Annotated in this window: 16 protein-coding genes; 8 read left to right on the plus strand and 8 right to left on the minus strand. The window is 65.4% G+C overall.

Translation table 11 applies throughout. The annotated features are described in order from the left end of the window. The first annotated feature begins 279 nt into the window (after window positions 1-279). Window positions 280-585 carry a DUF2288 domain-containing protein gene (locus tag IFT76_RS08385; RefSeq protein WP_192052904.1) on the plus strand — a complete coding sequence of 102 codons (306 nt, stop codon included), beginning with the start codon at window positions 280-282 and terminating at the stop codon, window positions 583-585. Window positions 586-762: 177 nt separating this feature from the next. Here IFT76_RS08385 and rapA read toward each other — a convergent pair whose 3' ends face one another. Further along, window positions 763-3,609: an RNA polymerase-associated protein RapA gene (gene rapA, locus IFT76_RS08390; RefSeq protein ID WP_192057876.1), complete on the minus strand. Its 2,847-nt coding sequence runs from the start codon at window positions 3,607-3,609 to the stop codon at window positions 763-765. A gap of 201 nt (window positions 3,610-3,810) precedes the next feature. On the opposite strand from rapA, the gene apbC reads away from it, so the two are divergent. Further along, window positions 3,811-4,905, plus strand: coding sequence for an iron-sulfur cluster carrier protein ApbC (apbC, locus tag IFT76_RS08395; protein WP_122476437.1), 1,095 nt, complete (start codon window positions 3,811-3,813; stop codon window positions 4,903-4,905). 128 nt (window positions 4,906-5,033) lie between these two features. On the opposite strand, the gene IFT76_RS08400 is transcribed toward apbC, so the two are convergent. Next, the gene (locus tag IFT76_RS08400; RefSeq protein ID WP_049862192.1) at window positions 5,034-5,243 is read right to left on the minus strand and encodes a cold-shock protein; all 210 of its coding nucleotides are present in this window, start codon (window positions 5,241-5,243) and stop codon (window positions 5,034-5,036) included. 324 nt (window positions 5,244-5,567) lie between these two features. On the opposite strand from IFT76_RS08400, the gene dcd reads away from it, so the two are divergent. Both dcd and IFT76_RS08410 read left to right on the plus strand, forming a co-directional pair. Continuing rightward, window positions 5,568-6,134: a dCTP deaminase gene (gene dcd, locus IFT76_RS08405; RefSeq protein WP_122476435.1), complete on the plus strand. Its 567-nt coding sequence runs from the start codon at window positions 5,568-5,570 to the stop codon at window positions 6,132-6,134. Window positions 6,135-6,247: 113 nt separating this feature from the next. Further along, window positions 6,248-6,451 carry a hypothetical protein gene (locus IFT76_RS08410; RefSeq protein WP_192057877.1) on the plus strand — a complete coding sequence of 68 codons (204 nt, stop codon included), beginning with the start codon at window positions 6,248-6,250 and terminating at the stop codon, window positions 6,449-6,451. Window positions 6,452-6,454: 3 nt separating this feature from the next. Here IFT76_RS08410 and pdeM read toward each other — a convergent pair whose 3' ends face one another. The 6 genes from pdeM to mnmC all read right to left on the minus strand — a co-directional run bounded on the left by pdeM (window position 6,455) and on the right by mnmC (window position 15,940). Further along, on the minus strand, window positions 6,455-7,111 hold the full coding sequence (gene pdeM / locus IFT76_RS08415; RefSeq protein ID WP_122476431.1) for a ligase-associated DNA damage response endonuclease PdeM: 657 nt from the start codon (window positions 7,109-7,111) through the stop codon (window positions 6,455-6,457). Continuing rightward, the gene (locus IFT76_RS08420) at window positions 7,108-9,579 is read right to left on the minus strand and encodes a ligase-associated DNA damage response DEXH box helicase (RefSeq protein ID WP_192057878.1); all 2,472 of its coding nucleotides are present in this window, start codon (window positions 9,577-9,579) and stop codon (window positions 7,108-7,110) included. Before IFT76_RS08420 ends, pdeM begins: the two co-directional genes overlap by 4 nt. A gap of 86 nt (window positions 9,580-9,665) precedes the next feature. Then, window positions 9,666-10,745: a lipocalin-like domain-containing protein gene (locus tag IFT76_RS08425; RefSeq protein ID WP_446731096.1), complete on the minus strand. Its 1,080-nt coding sequence runs from the start codon at window positions 10,743-10,745 to the stop codon at window positions 9,666-9,668. Beyond that, entirely contained in the window at window positions 10,735-13,206 is a 2,472-nt protein-coding gene (locus IFT76_RS08430; protein ID WP_192057879.1) for an FtsX-like permease family protein, read from the minus strand. The genes IFT76_RS08425 and IFT76_RS08430 overlap by 11 nt, the downstream gene beginning before the upstream one ends. A 1-nt stretch (window position 13,207) precedes the next feature. Further along, window positions 13,208-13,876, minus strand: a complete 669-nt coding sequence (locus tag IFT76_RS08435; RefSeq protein WP_192058292.1) for an ABC transporter ATP-binding protein — start codon at window positions 13,874-13,876, stop codon at window positions 13,208-13,210. 90 nt (window positions 13,877-13,966) lie between these two features. Then, the gene (gene mnmC / locus IFT76_RS08440; protein WP_192057880.1) at window positions 13,967-15,940 is read right to left on the minus strand and encodes a bifunctional tRNA (5-methylaminomethyl-2-thiouridine)(34)-methyltransferase MnmD/FAD-dependent 5-carboxymethylaminomethyl-2-thiouridine(34) oxidoreductase MnmC; all 1,974 of its coding nucleotides are present in this window, start codon (window positions 15,938-15,940) and stop codon (window positions 13,967-13,969) included. Window positions 15,941-16,120: 180 nt separating this feature from the next. Between mnmC and IFT76_RS08445 the strand changes: the two genes are divergently transcribed. The 4 genes from IFT76_RS08445 to IFT76_RS08460 all read left to right on the plus strand — a co-directional run bounded on the left by IFT76_RS08445 (window position 16,121) and on the right by IFT76_RS08460 (window position 26,137). Further along, a complete protein-coding gene (locus IFT76_RS08445; RefSeq protein WP_192057881.1) occupies window positions 16,121-20,416 on the plus strand; it encodes an NEL-type E3 ubiquitin ligase domain-containing protein in 4,296 nt (1,431 codons plus the stop codon). A gap of 21 nt (window positions 20,417-20,437) precedes the next feature. Continuing rightward, on the plus strand, window positions 20,438-21,931 hold the full coding sequence (gene pap / locus IFT76_RS08450; RefSeq protein ID WP_192057882.1) for a polyphosphate:AMP phosphotransferase: 1,494 nt from the start codon (window positions 20,438-20,440) through the stop codon (window positions 21,929-21,931). Window positions 21,932-22,527: 596 nt separating this feature from the next. Continuing rightward, window positions 22,528-23,535, plus strand: coding sequence for an aspartate-semialdehyde dehydrogenase (locus tag IFT76_RS08455; protein WP_192052922.1), 1,008 nt, complete (start codon window positions 22,528-22,530; stop codon window positions 23,533-23,535). A 112-nt stretch (window positions 23,536-23,647) separates the two neighbouring features. After that, a complete protein-coding gene (locus IFT76_RS08460; protein WP_192057883.1) occupies window positions 23,648-26,137 on the plus strand; it encodes a FimV family protein in 2,490 nt (829 codons plus the stop codon). The last annotated feature ends 77 nt before the right edge of the window (window positions 26,138-26,214 follow it).

Here is a 26,214-nt window from a genome sequence, read left to right on the forward strand (position 1 = left end):
GGCGAGCCATGGCAGACGACATCCGAATCTGCACCCGACAACTGTACCGGTACAGTGTAGAGCGCCGGTTTGCCGGTTGGAAAGCTGGCGTTTGCAGCGAAAGCGATCGGTTGTCGCTAAATCGACATAAAGTTATAGATTCAAGTACATGCTGGCGTCCGGCCAGACAAATAAAGCCGGTTTGTCGGGGCAAAACTCGAACCTATATATTGCAACCGGGTTTTTCCAGACAACTCGGACCGCTATCATGGCGCCGATTTTTTCCTGACGGTGAAACCCATGACTGAAGACGCTAGCACCCTCTATGCCAAATTGCTTGGCGAGACCGCAATTATCGAATGGCAGGCATTGCAGCCCTTCTTTGCCAAGGGTGCCCTGTTGTGGGTCGAGCCTGGCCTGGATTTGATCACCGTAGGGCAGGCGCTGGCCGAAGACAAGCACGCTGAGGTCGCCCAATGGCTGGCCGATGGAAAGGTCGAGAAGCTGTCTGCGCCGCGGGCCTTGGATTTTTGCGAACGCGATCCGGTGCTCTGGGCGGTGGTGGTGTCACCGTGGGTGGTGATCCAGGAAGGGGCAGGGGAATAATACATGCACCACGGCGGTGCGTGGTCGAGGTCAAACGCGCCGGTCTTCGCAACTGCTGATCGTGGTCATCGGCAACCACCAGCGTGCCAGCGAGCGCCGGCGACACGGCCAGTAACAGTCAGGGTGATTCCGTAACGCCCTCCCGCGCAGGCTCAGGCCCGCGCGGGAGAGCAGCGGTCAGCCTGCTACCAGCACGCGTATGGCTTCCAGGCGCAGGGCAGCCTTGTCGAGCATGGCCAGGCCGTCTTCACGCTGTTTGCGCAGGGCAACCAGTTCGCTGTCCCGCACGGTCGGATTGACCGCCTGCAACGCCGTCAAGCGTGCCAGTTCCTCTTCCGTTTCGGCAGCCAGGCGGTGCTGCGCCTGTGCGACGCGTTCGGCATGCCGCGGCGCGATCTTGCTTTCGCCGGCGGTGATGCGCGGTGCGAGCACATCGCGCTGCGCCTGGATGAACTTGTTGGCGCTGGCCTTGGGGACGCTTTCGAGCTGATCGTTGAGGGTTTCGAACGACACTCGCGATGCCAGATCGTTGCCATTGGTGTCGAGCAGGCAGCGCAGCGCCGCAGGCGGCAAGTAGCGGCCCAGCTGCAGCGAGCGCGGCGCGACCACTTCGCTGACGTAAAGCAGTTCCAGCAGCACGGTGCCTGGCTTGAGCGCCTTGTTCTTGATCAGCGCCACGGCGGTGTTGCCCATCGAGCCCGCCAATACCAGGTCCATGCCGCCCTGCACCATGGGGTGCTCCCAGGTGATGAACTGCATGTCCTCGCGCGACAACGCCTGCTCGCGGTCGTAGGTGATGGTCACGCCTTCGTCGTCGCCGAGCGGAAAGCTGGCATCGAGCATCTTCTCGCTGGGGCGCAGGATCAACGCGTTGTCGGAATGGTCTTCGCTGTCGATGCCGAAGGCATCGAAGAGGGTTTCCATGTAGATCGGCAGGGCGAATTGATCGTCCTGCTCTTCGATGGCAGCCACCAGAGCCTGGCCTTCGCCGTCGCCGCCGGAGTTGAGCTCCAGCAGTCGGTCGCGCCCGGTGTGCAGCTCGCTTTCCAGCGACTCACGACGGCTGCGCGCCTCGTCGATCAGCGCTTGCCATTCGCCGTCGTCGGCGTTTTCCAGCATCGGCAGCAGGCGCGGACCGAACTGGTGCTGCAGCGCGTTACCCGTAGGACAGGTGTTCAGAAAGGCATTGAGCGCGCTGTGGTACCACTGGAACAGGCGTTCCTGCGGGCTGTTTTCCAGGTACGGCACATGCAGCTCGATGATGTGTTTCTGGCCGATTCGGTCGAGACGGCCGATGCGCTGCTCGAGCAGGTCGGGGTGCGCAGGCAGGTCGAACAGCACCAGATGGTGGGCGAACTGGAAGTTGCGGCCCTCGCTGCCGATTTCCGAACAGATCAGCACCTGCGCGCCAAATTCTTCATCGGCGAAGTAGGCCGCGGCGCGGTCCCGCTCCAGAATGCTCATGCCTTCGTGGAACACCGTGGCCAGGGTGCCGGAGCGCACGCGCAGGGCGTCTTCCAGGTCCATCGCGGTTTCGGCGTGAGCGCAGATGACCAGCACCTTGGTGCGCTTGAGCATCTTGAGCGTATCGATCAGCCATTCCACCCGCGGATCGAAGCGCCACCAGCGTTCGGCGTCGCTGTCCTCGGCCTGGGCCTGGAAGCCGACTTCCGGGTACAACTCGGCGTGTTCGCCCAGCGGCAGCTCCAGGTAGGCGTCCGGGCACGGCAGTGGATAGGGGTGCAGCTTGCGTTCGGGGAAGCCCTGCACGGCGGCGCGGGTGTTGCGGAACAGTACGCGCCCGGTACCGTGGCGATCGAGCAGTTCGCGGATCAGCCGTGGGCCGGCTGCCTCGTCGCCCGCATTGACCGCGGCGACCAGTGTGTCGCCCTGGGCGCCAAGCAGCCCATGGATGGTCTGTTGCGCGGTGCTCGACAAGCTGCCCTTGTCGAGCAGTTCCTGCACGGCTTCGGCGACCGGACGATAGTTTTCGCTTTCGGCACGGAAGGCCGCCAGGTCATGGAAGCGGTTCGGATCGAGCAGGCGCAGGCGTGCGAAGTGGCTGTCCTGGCCCAGTTGCTCCGGGGTAGCGGTGAGCAGCAGAACGCCGGGGATGACTTCGGCCAGTTGCTCGACCAGCGAGTACTGCGGGCTGGCCTTCTCCTCGTGCCACACCAGGTGATGGGCCTCGTCGACCACCAGCAGGTCCCAGCCGGCGGCGAACAACGCATCCTGGGCCTTTTCATCTTCGGTCAGCCATTCCAGCGAGACCAGCGCCAGTTGCGCGTCCTCGAAGGGGTTGCTGGCATCGCTTTCGATGAAGCGCTCGGCATCGAACAGGGCCACCTGCAGGTTGAAGCGCCGGCGCATTTCCACCAGCCATTGGTGCTGCAGGTTTTCCGGGACCAGGATCAGCACGCGGCTGGCTCGCCCGGACAGCAGCTGGCGATGAATCACCAGGCCGGCTTCGATGGTCTTGCCCAGGCCCACTTCGTCGGCCAGCAATACGCGCGGGGCGATGCGGTCGGCGACTTCGCGGGCAATGTGCAACTGGTGCGCGATGGGTTGCGCACGCACGCCGCCCAGGCCCCAGAGCGAGGACTGCAACTGCTTGCTGGTGTGTTCCAGGGTGTTGTAGCGCAGCGAAAACCACGGCAGTGGGTCGATCTGGCCGGCGAACAGGCGGTCGCTGGCCAGGCGGAACTGGATGAAATTGGATAGCTGGGTTTCAGGCAGCGTGCGTTGCTCGTTCTGCGCATTGAGGCCGTGGTAGACCAACAGGCCGTCGGCATCGTCGACCTCGCGCACGGTCAGTTTCCAGCCTTCGAAGTGGGTGATCACATCGCCCGGAGAAAAGCGCACGCGCGTCAACGGAGCATTGCGCAATGCGTACTGGCGGGTTTCGCCGGTGGCCGGGTAGAGCACGGTGAGCAAGCGACCGTCCTGGGCCAGGACGGTGCCCAGGCCGAGTTCCGCTTCGCTGTCGCTGATCCAGCGTTGCCCCGGTTGATACTGCTGCGCCATGCTGCCTGTCTCCCGCTTTTGAAAAGGCGCTGATTCTAACGGATTGGGGGGCGCAGGGCCAAAGGTATGCTGAATAATCTGGGCGCCGCGCGCCGATGCCACACACGGGCCCCGGCGGGCGCGCAAATCCAATCTGCCGGTGTCCGGGCAGACGCGTTAGGATAGCCGCCTGTTTTGCTCAGTCTTTGATCGGGAGTAGCCATGAGCACCGTGAATCGCGCAGCGGTGGAAGCCGTCCTTCGCCAGTACACCGACCCCTATATGAACCAGGACCCGGTCAGTGCCGGGTGCGTGCAGGCCATCGATATCGATGGCGCGCAGGTGCAGGTACGCTTGCAGCTGGGCTATGCCGCCGGCCTGTTCAAGAATGGCTGGGCCCAGGTACTGCAGACGGCCATCGAAAACCTGGACGGGGTCGACCGCGCTCGCGTGCAGATCGATTGCGTGGTGCAGGCGCACAAGGCGCAGGCGCAGATTCCCGGCCTGGCCAACGTCAAGAACGTGGTGGCCGTGGCATCGGGCAAGGGGGGAGTCGGCAAGTCGACCACGGCCGCCAACCTGGCCCTGGCCCTGGCCCGCGAAGGCGCCCGGGTGGGCATCCTCGATGCCGACATCTATGGCCCCAGCCAAGGCGTGATGTTCGGCATCGCCGAGGGCACTCGGCCCAAGGTCAAGGACCAGAAATGGTTCGTGCCCATTCAGGCGCATGGCGTGGAGGTGATGTCGATGGCCTTCCTCACCGACGACAACACCCCGATGGTCTGGCGTGGTCCGATGGTGTCGGGCGCGCTGTTGCAATTGGTCACCCAGACTGCCTGGGACGACCTCGACTACCTGGTCATCGACATGCCGCCGGGTACTGGCGACATTCAGCTGACCCTGGCGCAGAAGGTGCCGGTGGCGGGTGCGGTGATCGTCACCACGCCTCAGGACCTGGCGCTGCTGGACGCCCGCAAGGGTGTCGAGATGTTCCGCAAGGTGCACATTCCCGTGCTCGGTGTGGTCGAGAACATGGCCGTGCACATCTGCTCCAACTGCGGTCATGCCGAACATCTCTTCGGCGAAGGCGGCGGCGAGAAGCTGGCATCGCAATACGGCGTGGAGCTGCTGGCGTCGCTGCCATTGTCGATGCTGATTCGCGAACAGGCCGACGGTGGCAAACCGACGGCGGCGGCCGAGCCGGAGAGCCAGATCGCCATGGTCTACCAGGAGCTGGCGCGGCATGTCGGTGCGCGGATCGTGTTGCAGGAAGCCAGCGCGCAGGCAATGCCCAGCATTACCGTCAGCGACGACTGAACTGCCCAGCCCAGTGAGTGACGGCGCGCCTGGCGCCCGCCGTCACCTGTAGCTGAAAAGATCAAACTGCGGGCATAAAAAAACCCCGCCGGTGAGGGCGGGGTTCTTCAGAAGCTGTTCAGCTCAAGTTATACGACTTGAACTTCTTCAGCTTGCATGCCTTTCTGACCGCGGGTAGCGATGAAAGAGACCTGCTGGCCTTCTTTCAGGCTTTTGAAGCCGTCAGCCTGAATGGCTTTGAAGTGTACGAACAGGTCGTCACCGGATTGTGGAGTGATGAAGCCGAAGCCTTTTTCATCGTTGAACCACTTGACGGTACCGGTTTGGCGATTGGACATGGTGTATCTCCTTGAACAAAGTTAACTGCGGTTCGGGAAAAGCCCTGGCCGAGACTGAGTGCAAAGAGCAGGAAAATTCATGAAGATGTTGGACATCGGGTAGAGATTCTCAGTGACACAAGCAACACAGTGGCGCCACCTTAACCCTTTTTCAGGAACGTGCCAATGGTCTTTGCAGGGTTTCTTGCAAATAGTGCTCGGCGGCCATGCGCAGCCTGGTGGCAGGTTCGCCGCGCCATGGGCGAGGCAGTCTTTGAACCGCAGCGCGAGGCCCGGTAAGATGCGCTTCGGACTTTATTCACCTCGTTATTCAGGACACCCGCCATGAGCATCAAATCGGACAAGTGGATTCGCCGCATGGCGCAGGAACACGGCATGATCGAACCCTACGTCGAGCGTCAGGTGCGCGGCGAAGGCGCCCAGCGGGTGATTTCCTTCGGGGTGTCCAGCTACGGCTACGACGTGCGCTGCGCCGACGAATTCAAGGTGTTCACCAACATCAACTCGGCCACGGTAGATCCGAAGAACTTCGACGAAAAGAGCTTCGTCGACATCAAGAGCGACGTCTGCATCATCCCACCCAACTCCTTTGCCCTGGCGCGCACGGTCGAGTACTTCCGCATTCCACGCAACGTGTTGACCATCTGCCTGGGCAAGAGCACCTACGCGCGCTGCGGCATCATCGTCAACGTCACGCCGCTAGAGCCGGAATGGGAAGGGCATGTGACCCTGGAGTTCTCCAATACCACCACGCTGCCGGCCAAGATCTATGCGAACGAAGGGGTGGCGCAGATGCTGTTCCTGGAGTCCGACGAAGAATGCGAGGTGTCCTACAAGGATCGTGGCGGGAAATATCAGGGCCAGCGCGGCGTAACCCTGCCACGCACCTGATGCTGCCAGACGCGTGAAAACGCTCCAGGCGAACTAGTTATCATTTTACTACTCCATATGAGTGACTTGCCCGGTTTACCCACCGTATTCCGGGCCATTGCTCAGGAGTGTCTATGAAAATCGACCCGACTATCAGTGCTCAACTGGCTCAGCTGCAGCCCAACCAGATTGGCCTACTCGCCTGGTCGCTTCTGGCCGATTCCTACGGCCATATGGCTGGCGGCGTACCTGGCCAACCCGATTCTGATACCCCGCAACCACCGGAGCCAGGCGGCCCGACCATTCCGGATGAGCCGCCCCCCGCACCGGTGGTCTGACGCTCAAGCGACCCGCCAGACGCCGCCGTCGCCGACCACGTACACACGCTGGTCGGCGGCGCTGTCCATGTTGTATCCCCCCGTGAAAGCGCCGAATGCCGGCAGCAGGCTGACCTTGCCTCTGAGCAGGTAGCACGGCAGGCGCAGGCTTTGGCGGCCACGTCCGTGCAGCCGATAGACCGGGTGAATGTGTCCAGCCAGGACATGCAGCTCTGGGTGTGGATCGGGTTCGTGCTGCAATGCGAACGGGCCCATTTCCAGAGGCTCGGTAACCACTTCGAAACGCAGTTCCGCCGGTGGGTCGCCCGCGCGTTTGTCATGATTGCCTCGAATCAGCGTGATGCGTAAATCTGCGACATCCGTTCGCCACGCTGCCAAGGCATCCAGCGTTCCGGCCGAATGCGATCCCGGTGCATGTAGAAAATCGCCGAGGAATATCAGGTGTTCGGTGGGATACTTCTCCAGGATTCGGTCAATCACTTGAAGGTTGCTGGCCGTGGTGCCGTGAGGCACCGGCTGGCCCAGCTTGCGGTAGGCCGCTGCCTTGCCAAAGTGCGCATCGGCTATCAACAGGGCCTTGTGCTCGGGCCAGTAGACCGCTTTCTCGGCCAGCAGCCATAGCTCGGCGCCTGCCAGTTGTACGTTGCAATACTCACTCATCCTGCGGCTTTCTCCAAGTCGCCGACCATGCGACGTATGCGGTCGGCGAGCTTCTCCGAACTCAGGCTTTCACGGAAACGCTCGACCAGCAGCGGAAAGCCCAGCGGCGTCGGACGCTTGACCGCATGCATATCCAGACGGCGACTGGCGATCTGTTGCAGTACATGCTCCAGCCGCTGCACTTCCAGCTCCTGCTTCAAGACTTCTTCCTGCGCCTGGGTCAGCAGCAGGTTGCTGGCGTCGTACTGCTTGAATACCTGAAAGAACAGGCCGCTGGAAGCCTGAACCTGGCGGGTGCTTTTCTGCGAGCCGGGGTAACCGCCAAACACCAGCCCGGAGATCCGCGCAATCTCGCGAAAGCGCCGCAGCGCCAGTTCGCCAGCGTTCAGGCTGGCCAGTACATCGCTCAACAGGTTGTGCGCGCTGAGCAGTGCAGGGTCCAGTTGGGCGGCCCAGTCCACCTCGGTGGCACTGAGCAGTTCCAGCCCATAGTCGTTCACCGCAATGGAGAATGTCAGGGGCTGGCGCTGCGCCAGGCGCCAGGCCAGCAGGCTGCCCAGTCCCAGATGCACCTGGCGACCGCCGAAGGGGTAGATGAACAGGTGCCAGCCTTCGCGCGACTTCAGCGTTTCCGCCAGTAACGTGGTTTCGCTGGGTAGCGCCGACCACTGTTGCTGTACTTCCAGCAGCGGGCGCACGGCACGCATCTCGGGGCTGTCGTACTCACCGCGGGCGGCGGCGCCCAGCTTCGCCACCAGGGCGTCGGCCAGCTCGCCGGACAGCGGCATGCGCCCGCCATTCCAGCGCGGCACGGCGGCTTTCTTGGCGGTGCTGCGCTTGACGTAGGCGGTCATGTCCTCGACCCGCACCAGCTCCAGTTGGCGCCCGGCGAACAGAAAGCCGTCACCCGGTTTGAGACGGGCGATGAACCCCTCTTCGACACTGCCCAGCGAGCGACCGCCACCGCCCTTGCTCCAGTACTTCAACTGCAGGCTGGCATCGCTGACGATGGTGCCGATGCCCATGCGATGACGACGCGCCAGGCGTGCGTCGGGGACGCGCCACAGGCCATGCTCGTCAGGCTCGACTCGACGGTAATCGGGGTAGGCAGTCAGGGAGTGGCCGCCATAGCGCACGAACGCCAGGGCCCACTGCCATTCATCCTCGGTCAGGTTGCGGTAAGCCCAGGTGGTACGCACTTCGACCAGCAATGCGTCGGGCAGGAAACCGCCGCCCAGCGCCATGCTCACCAGGTGCTGGACCAACACATCCAATGGCTTGTCGGGTGATTCGCGTGGCTCGATGCGTCGCTGCGCGACGGCATCGTGGGCTGCCGCAGCTTCGACCAGTTCCATGCTGTGGGTCGGTACCAGGGTGACCCGCGATGCCCGACCCGGTGCATGGCCGGAGCGACCGGCACGCTGCATCAAGCGCGCGATACCCTTCGCCGAGCCGATTTGCAGCACCCGTTCCACCGGCAGGAAGTCCACCCCCAAATCCAGGCTCGACGTACACACCACCGCCTTGAGCTGGCCTTGCTTGAGGGCCCGTTCGACCCACTCGCGCACTTCCCGCGACAGCGAGCTGTGATGCAGGGCGATGATGCCCGCCCAGTCCGGGCGCGCATCGAGGATGGCCTGGAACCAGATTTCGGACTGTGCACGGGTGTTGGTGAATATCAGGCAACTGTTGCTGCTTTCGACCTCGGCGACCACCTGGTCGAGCATGCGCAGGCCCATGTGCCCACCCCAGGGAAACCGTTCGATGGCCGCCGGCAACAGCGTGTCGACCTCGATCGTCTTGGCCTGCGCGCCTTGCACGCTGACACTCGGCTGGCCGGGTAGCAGCACTTCCTGTGCATGCGCCTGGTTACCCAGGGTGGCGGAGATGCCCCAGACGATGAGCTGCGGGTTCCACTGCCGCAACCGCGCCAATGCCAGCTGCAACTGCACGCCGCGTTTGTTGCCGATCAGCTCGTGCCACTCATCGACGACGACCATGGCGACGCTGCTCAACTCCTCGCAAGCCTTGTCGCGGGCCAGCAGCAGCGTCAGGCTTTCCGGGGTGGTTACCAGCGCCGAGGGCAGGCGGCGCGTCTGCTTGGCGCGATCACTGCTGCTGGTGTCGCCAGTGCGCAGGCCCAGGCTCCAGCCGATCTGCAACTCATCCACCGGTACCTGCAGGGCGCGCAGGGTATCGGCGGCCAGCGCGCGCATGGGCGTGATCCATAGCACGGTCAGCGGCGCCATGACCGGCTTGCGCTTGCCCTTGGGAATGACGGGCCCGGCCTTGGCGAAGCGTTGCAGGGCGGCGAACCAGACGGCGTAGGTCTTGCCGGCACCGGTGCTGGCGTGAAGCATGCCTGACTCGCCCCGTTTGACCGCGGCCCAGACATCCTTCTGGAAAGGGAAGGGCTTCCATTGACGGCTGGCGAACCAGTGTTTGGCAAAAGCGCTGGGGGTCGGCATGCCGTGACGGAGCGTCCTGAGGTATTTCTAAAAGGACCGCGACCACGCAAGTTGGTTTGATATTTGTACAAAGACGCGTGCGTGTATCAGTATCCGGTCATTTCCAGATAGCCTTCGCCGCCGTGGCTGCCGGTCAGGGTCACTGGACCTTCCCAGTAGGGCGTGCCCACCGCCATCCATGCTTTGGGGTTCAACGCGGTTGTTTGCACATGCAGGCCGTGGCTGGGGATGTCGATGGCCCAGCGGGTGGGTACCTGCCGACCGGCCACGGTGGTGTCCTGCAACGGGCGCAAGGTGATGCTGCCAAGTGCCAGCGGTGTGCTGCGCCCCTGGGCGTCGATCCAGTTGCCGCTGAGAAAGTCTTGCCCGCCCGCGCCACGCAAGCGAAACACCATCAACTGCTGGCCGTCGTCCAAGTGCAGCGAAAACCAGTCCCAACCGGACTGGTCGGCTGCCAGTGGCTGGCTGCTCCATTCCCGGTCAAGCCACGCGCGGCCCTTGACCTGATAGCGTTTGCCGTCGATCTGCAGCTGGCCGGCAGCGGTGAAGAACGGCTGGCTGTAATAGTACGAGGCCTGTCCCGCATCGGACTTGCGGCTATAGCCTTGCTCCCCCTGCAGCACCAGAGGGCGCTCGCTGGTCAGCGCCAACTGGTAGGCAAAATGTTCGCCACGGGCCTGTACGTCCATTGCTGCAAGGGGGTGTTCGGCGCCCGGTTGGCTGCGCAGGTGCCAGTCATCGATCCAGGCATTGAACGGCACGGCGGTCACACCGGCCTGGCCGATGCCGCCGCGGGCCAGAGTCTGGGCGCTGTGATGGTCTGTCGCAGAGGTGAGTCCGGCGTGGCCGATCCACAGGTTGCGATTACCCCAGCCCGGTTCCGTGCTGCCCAGTGCCAGCGCGCTGCGGAACAGGGTCCACTGCACGCCGAAGCGTTGCCCTTGATCGTCTTCGAGGTTGGCGGTCAGGTACCACCACTCGATGCGGAAGTCGGGGTGGGCGCCATGGTCGGCGGGAAACTGGAAGACCTTGCCGGGGGTGACCTGGGCGAAGTCACCGGCCTGGCCGCCAAGCCCGGCAAAACCGGCAGGGGGCGGGGTCGGCTCGCAGCCGCTGGCTGCCAGCAGCAGGGCCAGCAGCAGTATCCGGATCAGCTTAGCGCTCACTGGCCATCACTCGCAGCAGGTCGGTAGGTTGGCTGCGTTGCAGGCGCAGCATGGGCCAGGCCGAGGCCAGCATCGCTGCAATCAGCGCCAGGCCGCACAGCTGCAGGATCTGCCATGGGAACACCTGCAGGGGCAGGCGCCAGCCGAACGCCTGCACGTTGATCACCGCCACCAGGCACCATGCCAACAGAATCCCCAGCGGGACCGCCAGCACCAGGGTCAGCAGAGCCAGGATCAAGGTCTGCGCCACACTGAGCAGGATCAGTTGGCGCCGTTGCACGCCCATTGCCCACAGCGGCGCGAGCTGACCCAGGCGACTCTGGCTCTGGGTCAGCAGGCCGATGAACAGGGCCACGCCGGCCACCCCCAGGGTCAGTGCATTCAGGGCAGCCGTGGCACTGAACGTGCGTTCGAAAACCTGCGAGGCCCAGCGCTTGAGTTGCCGTTGTTCCACCACATGGCTGTCGTCCAGGCCAAACGCTTGCTGCACTCGGCTTTTCAGGGCAGCGGTGTCGGCCTCGGCCATGCGCAGGGCAAAGCGGGCAGGTGGGGTCCCGGGCCAGTGTTGCTGGAACTGCGCGGCGCTGACCAGAATATGGCCCTTGGGGTTGCCGTAGTCGGCATAGATGCCCACCACGGTCGGGTTCCAGCGCCCTTGGGCGGCGGGCAATGCAAGGCGCGCCCCGATGCCTACGCCCAGGCGCCGCGCCAGTTGCTCGCTGAGCATCAGGCTGTCACTGGAAAACAAGGTGTCCCATGGATTGCCGGCGGCCTGTTCGAGCAGCGGCCAATGCTCGCGGTACAGCGGCGCGTCGATCACGGCAGTCAGTTCGGTTGGCCAGCCTTGTTGACGAATCTGCATCTCCCAGCCGGGCAGCACCTGCTCGATCCCGTTCTGGCCTTGCAACCATCGTTGCAGCGCCTGGGCCTGCTCGGCGTGCTGTGGCCGCAGGTACAACTCGGCGCTCAAGCGCTGTTCCAGCCAGCCATTGAAGGTCTGTCGAAACCCCTCGGTCATGCTTGCAGCGCCGATGTTGGCGGCCAGTGCCAGCAGCAATGCCATGAGGGCCAGGCTCAGTCCCGGCAATTGCTGGCGGCAGTCGGCCAGGAACCACTGGCCCAGCACGCCCCAGCAGCGCCGGGCGAGCAGGGCGAGGACGCTGCTGAGCAGCACCGGCAAGGCCAACGCTGCCGCCAGCAACAGGCTGCCCATCAGCGCAAAGCCCGTGGCCAGGCCGTTGCCCCATACTGCCAACAGCAGGGCCAGCACGGCTGCACAGGCCGCCACCACGCCTTGTCGCTGCAGCCATTGGCGGTGGGCCTGATGCCAGGCTTCGCCACCGGACAATGCCAGCAGTGGCAGGCGTGCAGCACGCCAGAGACTGTCGCCGCCGGCCAGCAACACGCCGCCCAGGCTCAGTGCCAGGCCGCCCAGCCACCAGGCCGGGCTCAGGTTCAGCTGCCCGGCGACTTCTGCGCCGTACAGGCCACGCAGGCTGGCCGCCACATCGGGCAGCAGCAGACTGGCCAGCCAGTAGCCGCTGACGATACCGGCCAGGCCGCCGAGCAGCGCCAGCAGGCCCAGCTCCAGGGCCAGGGCCAGCACCAGCAGGGCGGCACTCACGCCGCAGGCACGTAAGGTGCGCAGCAGGGCACGACGCTGTTCCAGTGCCAGGCCAATGGCAGCGTGGACGATGAACAGGCCGACCACGAACGCCAGCAGGCCCAGCGCGGTCAGGTTCAGGTGAAAGCTGTCGGTCAGCCGCGCGAGGTCGCCGTCGGCATCGCTGCGGTTGACCTGCAGGCGATCGGTGTATGCGTCGGGCAGAACGCCTTCGAACGTCCGTGGCAGCAGCAGGCGGGTCAGTCGTTCAGGCGTCTGCAGCACCGTCTGGGCCGCGCCGATATCCATCAGCAGCACACCGGGTGCCATCTGTGCCCGGGCCTGCAGGGGAGGAAGGTTTGCGCCAGTGCCGACGGGCAACCGTGCACCTTCCTCCACGCCAAGCTCGCGCAAGGTCTGCGGCGCCACCCAGGTACGGCCGGGTGCGCCGATGAACGCGCTCAGGTCATCGCTGCTCGGCACCTCGCCGGCCACGGGGCTGCCTGCCGGCAGAGTCAACGGCTCGATACCCATCACTTGCAGGCGCAGCTGCGGGTGCGCGGGCAGCGTGATCCGGCCCTCGAGCACCGGAGAGACTGGCCAGCCCTGCAGGCGCAGTGCGATGAAGGTCGATTGCGCAAGGTCGGCGCCGTCACGGGCAACGATGCTGGCCTGGGCCTGACCACCGACCATCTGGCTGGCCAGGGCATAGCTCTGTCGTGCCTGGCTGTTCAAGGCGAGCACGCCGGTGAACAACGCAGTGGCCAGCCACAGGCCGGTGATCAGCGCCACGCCCTGTACCGGATGCCGGCGCCAATGGCTGAGCAGGCTGCGCAGGGTCCAGTACAGCACCGCCACGTCAGCGATCCGTCCCGGCAACGATGCGACCGGCCTGCAGCACCACGCGTCGCTCCAGGCGGGCCGCCACCAGAGGGCTGTGAGTGACCATCAGTAGCGTGCTGCCACTGGCCCGCAGCAACTCGAGCATCAGGTCCAGCGCATGCTCGCTGGTGGCTTCGTCGAGGTTGCCGGTAGGTTCGTCGGCCAGCAGCAGGGGCGGCCGCGAGGCCAATGCACGGCCCAGGGCCACGCGCTGTTGTTGCCCGCCGGACAGTTGCTCCGGATACCGCTGCAGGAGTGCCGACAAGCCCAGGCGTTCAGCCAGTTCGCGCTGCCAGGCTGGGTCCAGGCGACCGGCCAGGCGGGCCTGAAAGGCCAGGTTGTCGGCCACGTTGAGACTGCTGATCAGGTTGAACTGCTGGAAGATCAAGCCGATGTCGCAGCGCCGCCAGCGCGCCAGCTGGCGCTCGTTCATCTGCGTGAGCACCTGCCCGGCCGCTTCGATACGACCGCTGTCGGCCATGTCCAGCCCCGCGACCAGATGCAAAAGGGTGCTCTTGCCACTGCCCGATTCACCCATCAGCGCCAGGCTGGCGCCACGCTCCAGTTGCAGGTCGATGCCCTGCAGCACCGGCAGTGGGCCTTGCGGTGTGGCGTAGGTCTTGTGCAGACCCTGGATATGCAACATGGGCAGGTTCTTCATGACGGTGATGCTGCGGCCCTCGGGCCGCGGCAACGGCGAGGGGCTGTGACTGAGAGTCCGGCCCCCCATGCAGGTTCAAGCTTTGTTGCGTATCAGCCGCCGCAGCGCGAAGCGATTCGGATGGCAGGCCCAGGCCACTTCCCGAGGCAGCGGCAGCGGTTCGTCGTCCAGCCAGGCGGCAATCAGTTCACCCGACAGCGGCGCGGTGATCAGCCCGCGCGAGCCATGGCCGCTGTTGACGTACAACCCGGGCAGCCAGGGGCAGGGCTGTTCAGGCACTTGGCGGGCATCTTTGGCCAGGATCGCAAAGCGCTCGGCGAATGCCTGCGCGTCGGCGACCGGCCCGATGATCGGCAGGTAGTCCGGGCTGGTGCAGCGAAATCCGGCCCGGCCCTGCAAGCGTTCGGCGGGCAGCAGCGCAGCGCCCAGACGCACGGCAAGGTCAGGGGAAATCGCCTCGAGCAGGGCCAGGTTGTCGAGGTTGTCCGCGTGGCTGGGCGTGAGGTCTTCGCTGTGGAAATCGAAGCTGGCGCCCAGCGTGTGTTCGCCCGATCGGGCGGGGGCGATGTAGCCCTCGGCGCAGACTACCGTCGACAGTGCCGCACTGCGCGGTGTCTCCGACAGGCGAGTGATTTGCCCGCGGATGCGCTTGAGTGGCAAGGCGCAGGTCTGGGCGAAGGCATTGGCCTGGGCGGCGCACGCCAGCACGGCTACTGGGGCGCAGGCCAGAAGGGTGTCGTCGGCGAACGCGTGCCATTGGCCGTCGAGGTGGCGCAGGTCTGCCACGTGGTGATGGCGCAGCAGGGTGATGCGTGGGTGACGCGCCAGGTGCTGGCACAGGGCAGGCGGGTGGACCCAGCCACCCTCGGGGTAGAACAGGCCGCCGCTGGGCAAGTCGACGCCTGCCTGCGCCTGGGCCGCTGAACGGTCCAGCAGGTGCAGCAGTTCGGGTTGGAATGCGTCGGCCAGTTGCCCCTGGCGCTGCGCTTCCTTGTCGTCGAAGGCCAGCTGCAGAACGCCACAGGCGTCCCAGTCGCGACCGCGCTGCAGCTGCGCAAGCAGCCTGCGCGTGTGGCCGAAGCCCGCCAGAATCAACTGCGAAAGGGCCGTACCGTGGGCCGACAGCTTCAGGTACAGCACGCCCTGCGGATTTCCCGAGGCTTCCCGAGCCACTTCGGCATGACGCTCGAGCAGCGACACCCGCCAACCGCGCGCGGCCAGGCTGGCAGCGGTGGCGCATCCTGCCAGGCCGGCACCGATGACCAGCGCGTGGCGTTCGCCGGTTACCGGCTCGGGGCGGGCGAACCAGGGCCTGACGGCGGGTGTTGCCACGGCGGCGTCGGCCACGAACACGCCTCTGGATACATGCCATTTGTTGCCGATGCCCGGCACTCGTTTCATCTTGAAGCCGACGGCCGCCAGGCCACGACGAACCCAGCCGGTGCTGGTGAACGTGGCCAGCGTTGCGCCGGGCGCCGCCAGCCGCGCCAGTTCGGCGAACAGCTGGGGTGTCCACATGGCCGGGTTGCACGCCGGAGCGAACCCGTCGAGGAACCAGGCATCGACCTTCCCGTCCAGGCACGGCAGCTGTTCCAGCGCATCGCCTATGAGCAACGTCAAGGTCACCCGGCCGCCGTCGAACACCAGGCGCTGGAAGCCTTCATGCACCGCCACGTACTGCGCCAGCAGCGCCTCGCTGCAGGCCGAAAGCTCTGGCCACAGCGCCAGGGCTCGGGTCAGGTCCGCAGCGCTCAGCGGATACTTTTCCACGCTGATGAAGTGCAGGCGCGCAGTCGGTGCAGCCGAGGCGGCGAAGCACTGCCACGCACAGAGAAAATTCAGCCCGGTGCCGAAGCCGGTTTCGCCGATCACCAGGCGTTCGCCGTCGGCGAGGGCGGCGAAGCGTTCTGCCAAGCGGTTCTGCTCGATGAACACATGGCGGCTTTCGGCCAGGCCGTCGGCGGCGAAATAGACGTCGCCGAAGGCGCGCGATCGAGGATGACCGGTGTCGGTCCAGTCCAGCTGGGCGAGGGTGCTCGGGGTTTTCATGACGGCTTCGGCAATAGGCGAGCAGGCATTGTAGCGCGCAGGCTCTGCTTCGCCAGCGCCAGGCCGCTGCGATGGCTGCGCGGCGGCGGCCACTGCGGTCTGCAGGTGGTTATTAATGCAGCCTCTGGCGGCTGTGGCGCGGGCTACCGTGCGCGCTCCCCTTTCGGCAAGGAGCCGATCATGCACGCGATCTACCCCCCAATGAGCCAGGGCGGCACCGCCCGGGACCGCCGCCATGCGCGCATCGTCGCGCAGCGGTTGCCGACCTGGCTGAGCCAGGCCAGCCCGGCGATGCGCGAGGCGTTGAGCGCCAGTCAGAATGAAAGCCACGCCGCCAAACGCGCCCTCGCCCCTGTACTGGCCGGGCTGCGCGACGTCACCGAGTTCTGTGCCGACCTGGTCGGGCAGGAGATCCGCAGGCAGTGCCAGCTCGACATTGATCCGCGCGGCTATGTGCTGGTGCGCGCCATGCACAACGTCGGCATGGGCTTCAGTCATCGCTGGGCGATTGAACAGAACCTGCTGGTTGCCGCCATGCAGAATTTCGAAGCGAACCTGAGCTTTGCGCCGGGTTCGATGGTGCTGCCAAGCGGCGGTGTCGAATACTTCACTGCCGGCAAAGACATCGACTTTCGCGCCCGCCAGGAAAAACCGGCAATCGCCCTCGACCCCCAGCGATTCGCCACTGCCTGCCGGCGCCTGGACCTGGGCCAGCGCTACCAGGCTCACCTGGACACAGTGTTCAAGCCCGACGACCAACCCGAGCGGGTGGCGGCGCTGTTCAAACGCAATGACCAGGCCCATCTCGCAGTGCTGGCCCACATTGCCCGCTTGCGCGGCGATGTCGAGGAAGACGGCTATCGTCTGCTGCTGCAGGTTGCCCAAGCGGCTCCCCCGACCTGGGCGGGCAACGCGGTGCGCTATCACTGGCTGCGCCTGCTGGGCAGCGCCGATTTCGCTGCCGTGGCGTTGTACGGCGTGCAACTGATCGAATCGACCGTCGACGGTCGCTGTGTGGTGCTGATGCCCGGCGAACCCGACCACCCGATCAAGCAATACCCTTCGTTCCAGGCCTTCGCCGAACGCCTGGGAGAAAAACTCCAGCGGCCCGATTTCCAGCGATATGTCTGCTCGTTGGTGGGCGAGAAGTTCGCTGCGCCGTTCGACCAGCGTCTGCAGCAGCGGCTCGCCGGCTCCGGTGGCGCTTGGCTGAAGCGATTGAACCTGGAAAAGCGTGCGGTCGTCGGTGACCTGTTCGACCTGCAACATAATGATCGCTTGCTCAAGACCTACCAGGATGCTCGAGTGATGGCGGTGCCGACCGCCGACGAAGACGCCATCATCCGGGAGCGTGAACGCCGGCGTTATCTGGACGCCGGAACGACCCTGCTCAATATCGCCGGCCTGCTGGTCCCGGCGTTGGGTGCGGCCATGCTGACCTGCGCTGCGGCCCAGCTGTTGCAGGAAGTGTTCAGTGGCGTCGACGATTGGCGCCAGGGCGATGATCATGCCGCCTTCGGCCATGCCATGAGCGTGGTCGAAAATCTGGCGACCATGGCGGTGTTCGCCGGCGCGGTGCAGGCGGGCCGCAGCTGGGTCGCGCCCAGAGTGCCTGCCGTTGCCGCCGATACCCAGCTGGCGGAACTGCTCCCGGTGACGCTCGCCGATGGCCGCGAGCACCTGTGGCGTCCCAACCTCGACGACTACGTTGCTGCCCAGGGCCTGCCTGCCGACCTGCTGCCCGATACCGATCGGCTCTATCACGACGAAGCACGTGACAGCGTGGTCATCGACGGGCGCGTGCATGACCTTCGCTTCGACGATCGGTACCAGCGGTGGCGCATTACCCATCCGCGCGACGCGAATGCCTACCTGCCACTGATCGAGGAAACGGGTGCCGGTTGGCGGCTGGCCGCCGAGCAGCAACCCGAGGTGACCGGCACCACCCTGCGTGACCGCCTGGGCTGGCGGCTGTCGGGCATGGATTCAGAGGATATCCATCGGGCGCTGGCCAGTACCGGGTTGCCGCCCACCTTGCTGGACGCGGTCTATGCCCAGGCCGACAAACCCACTGCCTTGCTGGTCGATGCCCTGCAACGTTTTGCCCTGCACCGCCAGGTGCAACGCGCCGGGCTTGCGGACACTGCCGCGCAGGTACGTTTCGAACAGCTCTACGACGCCACGCATTTTGGCAGCGGTCAGGCCACCCAGCTCATTTGCAGGGATTTTCCCGCCTTGAGCGTCGCCGCAGCCGAGGAGGTATTGCTCGGCGTGGCGCCTGGCGAACAGGCGCGAATGCTGGTCAATCGACGCATTCCCCTGAAGTCGAGTGAGCGCGCGCGTGCCTATCAGCAGTGCCAACGGCTCAATCGCGCCTTCGAAGGCCTGTGCTTCGGCACCGCGCAGTCGCTGGACAGCCTCGAGCTGGAACGGGCCATCAAGCAGGTACTGGGCGACACCGCGTCGGCCGATGCGGTGCGTGACTACGCCTTCGCTCACCGCGATGCCTGTGCACGCTGGCTGGGCCAGACCCCTCTGCCGGAAAGCTTCAGGGCACCGATGCGCGACGGCTACGGGCGCGTGGGTTACCCCATGAGCGGAAGGCGAGAGGTGGCCCTGTCGCGACGGGTGCTGGTGGCACGCATTCGCGGCCTCTATCCGGGCACCAGCGAGCCTGCTGCCCGCGAACTGCTGGGACTGTACGAACAAGCCGGCATGAGCCGCGCCGACATCATGCTGGGGCTGGACAACCTGGCCTCCGAGCGCTCGCAGATGCACGCTCAGCTGCAAGCGTGGGCGCACCGACCGGCCCCGGCCAACCTGCCGGCCCGCTACAACGCCAGCAGAGGCGACCTGATGCATTACCGTGCCGACGTCACGGCGCGTCTGGACATCGCCTGGCGCCGTCAGCTGCCTTCCGAACGTGCGGCCAACGGACACCACTATCATCTGAACCTGACCTACGCGCCGCTGCTGGATTTTCCCGGCCTGAACGCCGATCTGCGCTTCGTCACGCACCTGAACCTGACCGGCAGCACGGTGGACGCGCCGGCGCTGACCAACTTGCTGGCCAGCTTTTCGCAGTTGCGTAGCCTGACCTTGCGTGAGTGCAACCTGGGCCAGTTGCCCGAAGCGGTCGATCGTCTGACGCAGCTGACCGAACTGGACCTGACGCTCTGCAACCTGACCCTGGACCAGGCGCTGCTCGACCGCCTGGGACGTCTGCCGGACCTGACCCTGTTGAGCCTGAGCGGCAATCTTCCGGGGCCGATAGCCACTTCCAGCGGTTTCTCCAGGCTGCAGCAACTCAATCTCGCCGGTCTGGTGCTGCCCAGCTGGCCACAGTGGGCTTCGCGGCTGCCCGCGCTGCGCACCCTGAACCTGTACCGCACCCGGCTGCGCCATATTCCCGACTCGGTGTTCACCGAGATGAGCCAAGGGCAGGGTGTGGACGTTTTCATGGATCGCAACAGGCTGGATGACTTCAGCTTGAGGCAGCTGGATAGCCCCAGGCCACACCGGCGTTTTCAGTTCTTCGCCCATCGGACCAACGATGTGCACTCGGCAAGGGCCGGCCGCCCGCTGGTCGATGTGTGGCTGCAGGGTGCCAGCGAGGTGGAGCGACGCCATCGCGCACAGTTGTGGCAGGGGCTGGTCGATGAAGACGGCTCCGAGGCCTTCACCCGCTTGATCGACAATCTGCGTCACACACCGGATTACACCCGCAGTCCAACCGAACTGACCCGGCGCGTCTGGAATGTCGTTGCCGGTGCATCGGCCAATCGCCAGTTGCGTCAACGCCTGTACACCATGGCCCAGGGGTTGGACACCTGCGTGGATGGAGAGCGGTTGATGTTCAGTGATATGGAAGTGCATGTGCTCCAGCATTACGCCTTGCAGGGCGCAACCTGGGCCCAGCGTGGCGAACGCCTGTACGAGCTGGCCCGTGGACTGTTCCGGCTCGACCGGCTGGAGGTCATTGCCCGGCGCATCATTGCCGAGCGTCGGCGCCTGGGTGTGAGCGTCGACGAGGCAGAAGTGCGCATGGCGCTGCGGACCTATCTGGCCCGTCGCCTGGCCTTGCCCGGCCAGCCGCAGAGCATGGCCTATGCCGCCACGGCCGGTATCGGCGTCGACATCTACGACGCCGCACAGGCCGAGGTGCTGCAGGCCGAAGCCGCACCGGACTTCGCCGCGTTCATGATCCGCCAGGCATTCTGGACCGACTACCTGCGTGAACGCCATGCGAGCACACTGGAACGAGGTCTGGCGTCGTTCGCCGAGGAATTGAGCGTCCTCGACGAACGCCAGGAACCCGGCAGCAGCGGCGATTACCTGCGGCGCGCCAATGACATCGCCCGACGTCGCCAGGGTGCCGAGAACGCCTTGCTGGCCGAACTAACCCTGCTCGAGCGGGTCGGCTTCAGTAGCGATACGCAAAGCACCACCTCGCCCAGCGAGGCTCGCTCAAGCTAACCGAAGAGGAATGCCTGCCCCATGTTCGAATCCGCCGAAATTGGTCACGCCATCGACAAGGACACTTACGAGGCTCGTCTGCCTGCCCTGCGCGAAGCGCTGCTGGAAGCCCAGTACGAGCTCAAGGAGCAAGCGCGTTTTCCGGTGATCGTGTTGATCAACGGCGTCGAAGGGGCGGGCAAGGGCGAGACGGTCAAGTTGCTCAACGAGTGGATGGACCCGCGCCTGATCGAGGTGCGCACCTTCGATGAAAAGACCGACGAGGAACTGGCGCGACCACCGGCCTGGCGCTACTGGCGCCAGTTGCCGGCCAAGGGCCGCATGGGGGTGTTCTTCGGCAACTGGTACAGCCAGATGATTCAGGATCGGGTGCATGGCGACATCAAGGATGGCCGTCTGGAGCAGGCCATCAACGGCGCGCAGCGGTTGGAGCGCATGCTCTGCGACGAAGGTGCGCTGATCTTCAAGTTCTGGTTTCACCTGTCCAAGCAGCAGATGAAGGCGCGGCTCAAGTCATTGCGTGACGATCCGTTGCACAGCTGGCGGATCAGCCCGCTGGACTGGCAGCAGTCCAGGACCTATGACCGCTTCGTGCGCTTCGGCGAACGCGTGGTGCGGCGCACCAGTCGCGACTACGCGCCGTGGCACGTGATCGAAGGTGTGGATGCCAACTACCGCAGCCTGGCGGTCGGGCAGATTCTGCTCGAAGGATTGCAGGCAGCGCTGAAGGCGCCCACCGAGCCAGTGCGCAAGGCCGTGGCGAACATCGGTGAAAGCATCGACAAACGCAGCCTGATCGGCAGCCTGGATTTGAGCCGGCATCTGGAAAAGGACGATTACGAACGCCAGTTGATTGCCGAGCAGGCTCGCCTGGCAGGCCTGATGCGCGACAAGCGCATGCGCCGTCACGCCCTGGTGGCGGTGTTCGAAGGCAACGATGCGGCGGGCAAGGGAGGAGCGATCAAGCGTGTCGCCGCCGCGCTCGACCCGCGTCAATACCACATCGTGCCGATTGCCGCGCCAACCCAGGACGAACTCTCCCAGCCCTATCTGTGGCGCTTTTGGCGGCAATTGCCGGCGCGGGGCAAGTTCACCGTGTTCGACCGCTCCTGGTACGGTCGCGTGTTGGTCGAGCGGATCGAAGGCTTTTGCAGTCCGGCCGACTGGATGCGTGCCTATGGCGAGATCAACGACTTCGAAGAGCAACTGACCGATGCCGGTGTGGTGCTGGTCAAGTTCTGGCTGGCGATCGATGAACAGACCCAGCTGGAACGGTTCAAAGAGCGCGAGCAGATTCCATTCAAGCGTTTCAAGATCACCGAAGACGACTGGCGCAACCGCGAAAAGTGGGGTGCCTATCGCGACGCCGTGGGCGACATGGTCGATCGTACCAGCAGCGAAGTGGCACCGTGGACCTTGGTCGAGGCCAACGACAAGCGCTGGGCGCGAGTCAAGGTACTGCGCACCATCAACGATGCGCTGGAAGCCGCCTTCAAGAAAGACAAGAAAGACTGAGCCATCGCGGCCGCTCCTACGCAGGTTACGAGGTTGTCCGTAGGAGCGGTCCGTGGCCGCGAAGGGCGCACCGCGGTGGGTCAGGGGCACCGCGGCGCCTGTTTCGCGGCCGATGACCGCTCCTGCGCAGGTTGCGAGGTTGTCCGTAGGAGCGGTCCGTGGCCGCGAAGGGCGCACGGCGGTGGGTCAGGGGCACCGCGGCGCCTGTTTCGCGGCCGATGACCGCTCCTACGCAGGTTACGAGGTTGTCCGTAGGAGCGGTCCGTGGCCGCGAAGGGCGCGCCGCGGTGGGTCAGGGGCACCGCGGCGCCTGTTTCGCGGCCGATGACCGCTCCTACGCAGGTTACGAGGTTGTCCGTAGGAGCGGTCCGTGGCCGCGAGGGGCGCACGGCGGTGGGTCAGGGGCACCGCGGCGCCTGTTTCGCGGCCGATGACCGCTCCTGCGCAGGTTACGAGGTTGTCCGTAGGAGCGGTCCGTGGCCGCGAAGGGCGCGCCGCGGTGAGGCAGGTGCACTGCGGCGCCTGTCTGCTGCGAGGACAGCGCGGCCGATAACCGATAAAGTGCGCGGCCTGTTCATTTCCCAAGGACCCTGCCCATGCCCAAGACTTTCGACATCGCCGTGATCGGCGCCACCGGGACGGTTGGCGAAACCCTCGTGCAGGTTCTCGAAGAGCGCGATTTCCCGGTGGGTGCGCTGCACCTGTTGGCAAGCAGCGAATCGGCCGGTGCGTCGGTGGCCTTTCGCGGCAAGAACGTGCGGGTGCGTGAAGTCGATCAGTTCGATTTCAGTCTGGTCAAGCTGGTGTTCTTCGCCGCCGGCCCTGCGGTGACGCGCAGCTTGGCGCCGCGTGCTACGGCGGCCGGTTGCACGGTCATCGATCTGTCGGCCGGCCTGCCGGCGTCCCAGGCTCCCAATGTGGTCCCGGAAGCCAATGCCGCCGTGCTGAGCGATCTGCCGCTGCCCGTGCAAGTCGCCAGCCCCAGCGCTGCCGCCACTGCGCTGGCCGTGATCCTGGCACCCTTGCGCGCCGTGCTGGATCTGCAGCAGGTGCACGTGACCGCCTGCCTGGCCGTGTCGGCCCTGGGCCGCGAGGCTGTCAGCGAACTGGCCCGGCAAACGGCCGAGCTGCTCAATGTGCGCCCGCTGGAACCGCAGTTCTTCGACCGCCAGATCGCCTTCAACCTGCTGGCGCAGGTCGGTACGCCCGACGCGCAGGGCCATGTGCCGCTGGAGCGGCGGCTGGTCGACGAACTGCGCGAGCTGCTTGGCATGCCAGCGCTGAAGATTTCGGTGACCTGCGTGCAGGCACCGGTGTTCTTCGGCGACAGCTACAGCATCGCGCTGCAGACCGGCTCGACGCTGGACCTTGCGGCCATCAACCAGGCCCTGGCCATGGCGCCCGGGATCGAAACGGTGGAAGACGACTACCCTACAGCAGTGGGCGATGCGGTAGGCCAGGACGTGGTGTACGTGGGTCGTGTACGCACCGGTATCGACGATCCCCAGGCGCTGAGCCTGTGGGCCACGGTGGACAACGTGCGCAAGGGCGCCGCCTTGAATGCGGTACAAGTGGCCGAGTTGTTGATTAAAGGTCATGGCTAAAAGATACTTGCCGACAATTTGCAGACAGTTCGCCCGTTTTGCCCAGCTGTTCGCATGCGACAGCGCAAGCTTCTTCTCGCTTGCCGAGGAATGTTCAGACAAGGATTAGGCCATGGTTCAAGTTCGCAAACTGGTGTTAGCAATGGCTGCCGCTTCGGCGCTGTCCTCCGGTATCGCCAACGCCCTGGAGCTGGGTGAGTTGACCCTCAGGTCCGCGGTGAACCAGCCCCTGCTCGCCGAGATAGAACTGCTCGATGTGCGCGGCCTCACTGCCGCCGAGGTGCAGCCAGTGCTGGCCCCGGCCGAGGAATTCAGCAAGGCGGGCGTCGAGCGCCAGGCTTTCCTCGACAGCCTGCGCTTCACGCCGGTGATCAACGCCAGTGGCCGCAGCGTCATCCGCGTGACCTCGACGCAACCCTTGTCGGCGCCCTTGGTGAAGTTCCTGGTCCAGGTCAATTTCCCCAGCGGCCGTCTGCTGCGCGACTACAGCATGCTGCTCGATCCCGCGCAGTTTGCCCCGCAGGCGGCCCAGGCGGCGCAGAATGCACCGCAGCCGGCGCTGAGCGCTCCCGCCGCCAGTGCCAACCAGGCGTCCTACACCACGGGTTCGCGTGACACCCTGTGGGAGATCGCTGCGCGCAATCGTCAGGGCAGCTCGGTCCAGCAAGCCATGCTGGCCATCCAGGCGCTCAACCCCGACGCGTTCCTCGACGGCAACATCAACCGTCTAAAGACCGGGCAGGTCCTGCGCATGCCGGACGCCCAGCAGACCGCGGCCACCGCGCCGGGCCCAGCTGTGGCCGAAGTCGCGCGGCAGAATGCTGCCTGGCGCGAAGGCCGTCGCCTCGGTCCGCGGGCGCAGCAGGTCGATGCCACGCGTCGTGGCAACGGTGCTCCGGCGCCGGCCGCCGCGCCGCCGCAAGACAACCTCAGCCTGGTGTCAGGCGCCAGCGAGGCCAACGGCCCGGCGGGCGATGCCAGGGCCCTCGACCAGAAACTCGCGGTGACCCAGGAAGCCCTGGACTCCACGCGCCGTGACAACGAAGAATTGCGCAGCCGCAACGCCGACCTGCAGAGCCAGCTCGACAAGTTGCAGAAACTGATTCAGCTCAAGAACGACCAACTGGCCAAGATGCAGGCAGCGGGCGCCGATGTACCGGTGCCGGCCGAAGCGTTGGCGCCGGCGCAGGCGCTGGCCCCTGCGGATGCCAGCGGCGAGCCTGCCGAGGGCGATCCCGATGCCCCGGTCAACGCCGCGCTGGTTCCGGCACCGGCGGTACCCGGTGCCACCGAGCAGGTCAATCCCGACGCTGCCGCCAGTACGCCGGCCTTGCCTCAGGGCGAGCCGCTGGATGCGACCACCGACCCCGCCGACGACGCGGTTGCCGAGCAGCCCAGCGACAACTCGACCCTGCTGATGGTGGTCGGTGCCAGTGCCCTTGCAGCGCTGCTCTTGCTGCTGTTGCTGCTGGCCCGCCGCCGCAAGGCGCAGCAGGAGGCCGAGAAGCACATGCGCATGGCCCGCGCGCTGGCCGAAGAGCCCGATCACGGCCCGGATCTCGATTTGCCGCCCAACAGCTTCGAAGGGCTGGAGCGCCCGGCGGCGACCGTGCACCTGACCCCGGCCATGGTGGCCGCCTCGGTAGCGGGCGCCAGGGCCAGTGCCGCACCGGCTACCTTCGCCGAGGCGCCCGCGCCGACCGTGCTGCCTACGCCGCCGCTGCGCCCCAGCATCGACACCGATGAAGGGCTGTTCGCCGAAGTGGAGCAGAGCATTGCCCGCGGCCGCCTCAATCATGCTGCCGAACTGCTGGAAGCGGCGACCGAGCGCGAGCCCAAGCGCAGCGATCTGCGCCTGAAATTGATGGAAGTGTATGGCCTGCAAGGTGATCGTGATGGCTTCGTCGGCCAGGAGCGGCAGTTGATCGCCACCGGCCAGAACCATGCCGACGTCGAGCGTCTGAAAGCGCGCTTCCCTGCCATGCTCGGTGTTGCCGCCGCCGCTGCCGGTGCAGCCGCCGCGGCAGCGCAGATGGACGCCGAGTACGTCAAGCAGTTGCTGCACGACGAGCCAGGGTCCGCCGACTCGCTGGACGGCACCTTCGATACCGATTTCGACCTCAACCTGGATGACACCCCGGACCCCGCGCCGACGGCAGGCGCGGACATCGACTTCGACACCTTGCTGGCCGAGCAGAAAGCTGCAGCGGGCAATTCGACCGACGAACCCGAGACGACGTTGCCGGAAGATTTCGATCTGTCGTTGGCCGATGACGCCGAGGAGCCACAGGCACCCGAATCGCGCCTGAACGAGATCAATGCCGAACTGGAAAAACTCTCCGACGGTTTTGCCCGCACACCCATGGCCGAGCCGTTCGCCGTGCCCCCCAAGCCTGAAGACCTCCCGCCGATCGAAGGCGAAGACGATTTCGACTACCTCGACGGGGGAGACGAGGCTGGCACCAAGCTTGACCTGGCCCGTGCCTACATCGAGATGGGTGACAACGACGGCGCCCGCGACATTCTCGGTGAAGTGATCAAGGAAGGCAGCACCGGGCAGCAGGATGAGGCGCGCGAGATGCTAGGGCGCATCAGCCGGTAACGCGGTGCGGCCGTCGCCGTCCGACCCCCGAACCTGCTCCCACAGCTGTACATCGAGGCCCTCTTTGTGGGAGCGGG

Origin of the sequence: Pseudomonas sp. CFBP 13727 (assembly GCF_014841915.1) — a bacterium.
GTDB classification, from domain to species: Bacteria; Pseudomonadota; Gammaproteobacteria; order Pseudomonadales; family Pseudomonadaceae; genus Aquipseudomonas; species Aquipseudomonas baltica.

Coding starts and splice junctions, on each gene's coding strand:
- IFT76_RS08400 (WP_049862192.1), bottom strand. CDS start 5,243: ATGTCCAATCGCCAAACCGGTACCGTCAAGTGGTTCAACGATGAAAAA.
- IFT76_RS08420 (WP_192057878.1), bottom strand. CDS start 9,579: ATGCCGACCCCCAGCGCTTTTGCCAAACACTGGTTCGCCAGCCGTCAA.
- IFT76_RS08435 (WP_192058292.1), bottom strand. CDS start 13,876: ATGTTGCATATCCAGGGTCTGCACAAGACCTACGCCACACCGCAAGGC.
- rapA (WP_192057876.1), bottom strand. CDS start 3,609: ATGGCGCAGCAGTATCAACCGGGGCAACGCTGGATCAGCGACAGCGAA.
- IFT76_RS08460 (WP_192057883.1), top strand. CDS start 23,648: ATGGTTCAAGTTCGCAAACTGGTGTTAGCAATGGCTGCCGCTTCGGCG.
- IFT76_RS08385 (WP_192052904.1), top strand. CDS start 280: ATGACTGAAGACGCTAGCACCCTCTATGCCAAATTGCTTGGCGAGACC.
- IFT76_RS08455 (WP_192052922.1), top strand. CDS start 22,528: ATGCCCAAGACTTTCGACATCGCCGTGATCGGCGCCACCGGGACGGTT.
- IFT76_RS08445 (WP_192057881.1), top strand. CDS start 16,121: ATGCACGCGATCTACCCCCCAATGAGCCAGGGCGGCACCGCCCGGGAC.
- IFT76_RS08410 (WP_192057877.1), top strand. CDS start 6,248: ATGAAAATCGACCCGACTATCAGTGCTCAACTGGCTCAGCTGCAGCCC.
- apbC (WP_122476437.1), top strand. CDS start 3,811: ATGAGCACCGTGAATCGCGCAGCGGTGGAAGCCGTCCTTCGCCAGTAC.
- pdeM (WP_122476431.1), bottom strand. CDS start 7,111: ATGAGTGAGTATTGCAACGTACAACTGGCAGGCGCCGAGCTATGGCTG.
- dcd (WP_122476435.1), top strand. CDS start 5,568: ATGAGCATCAAATCGGACAAGTGGATTCGCCGCATGGCGCAGGAACAC.
- pap (WP_192057882.1), top strand. CDS start 20,438: ATGTTCGAATCCGCCGAAATTGGTCACGCCATCGACAAGGACACTTAC.
- mnmC (WP_192057880.1), bottom strand. CDS start 15,940: ATGAAAACCCCGAGCACCCTCGCCCAGCTGGACTGGACCGACACCGGT.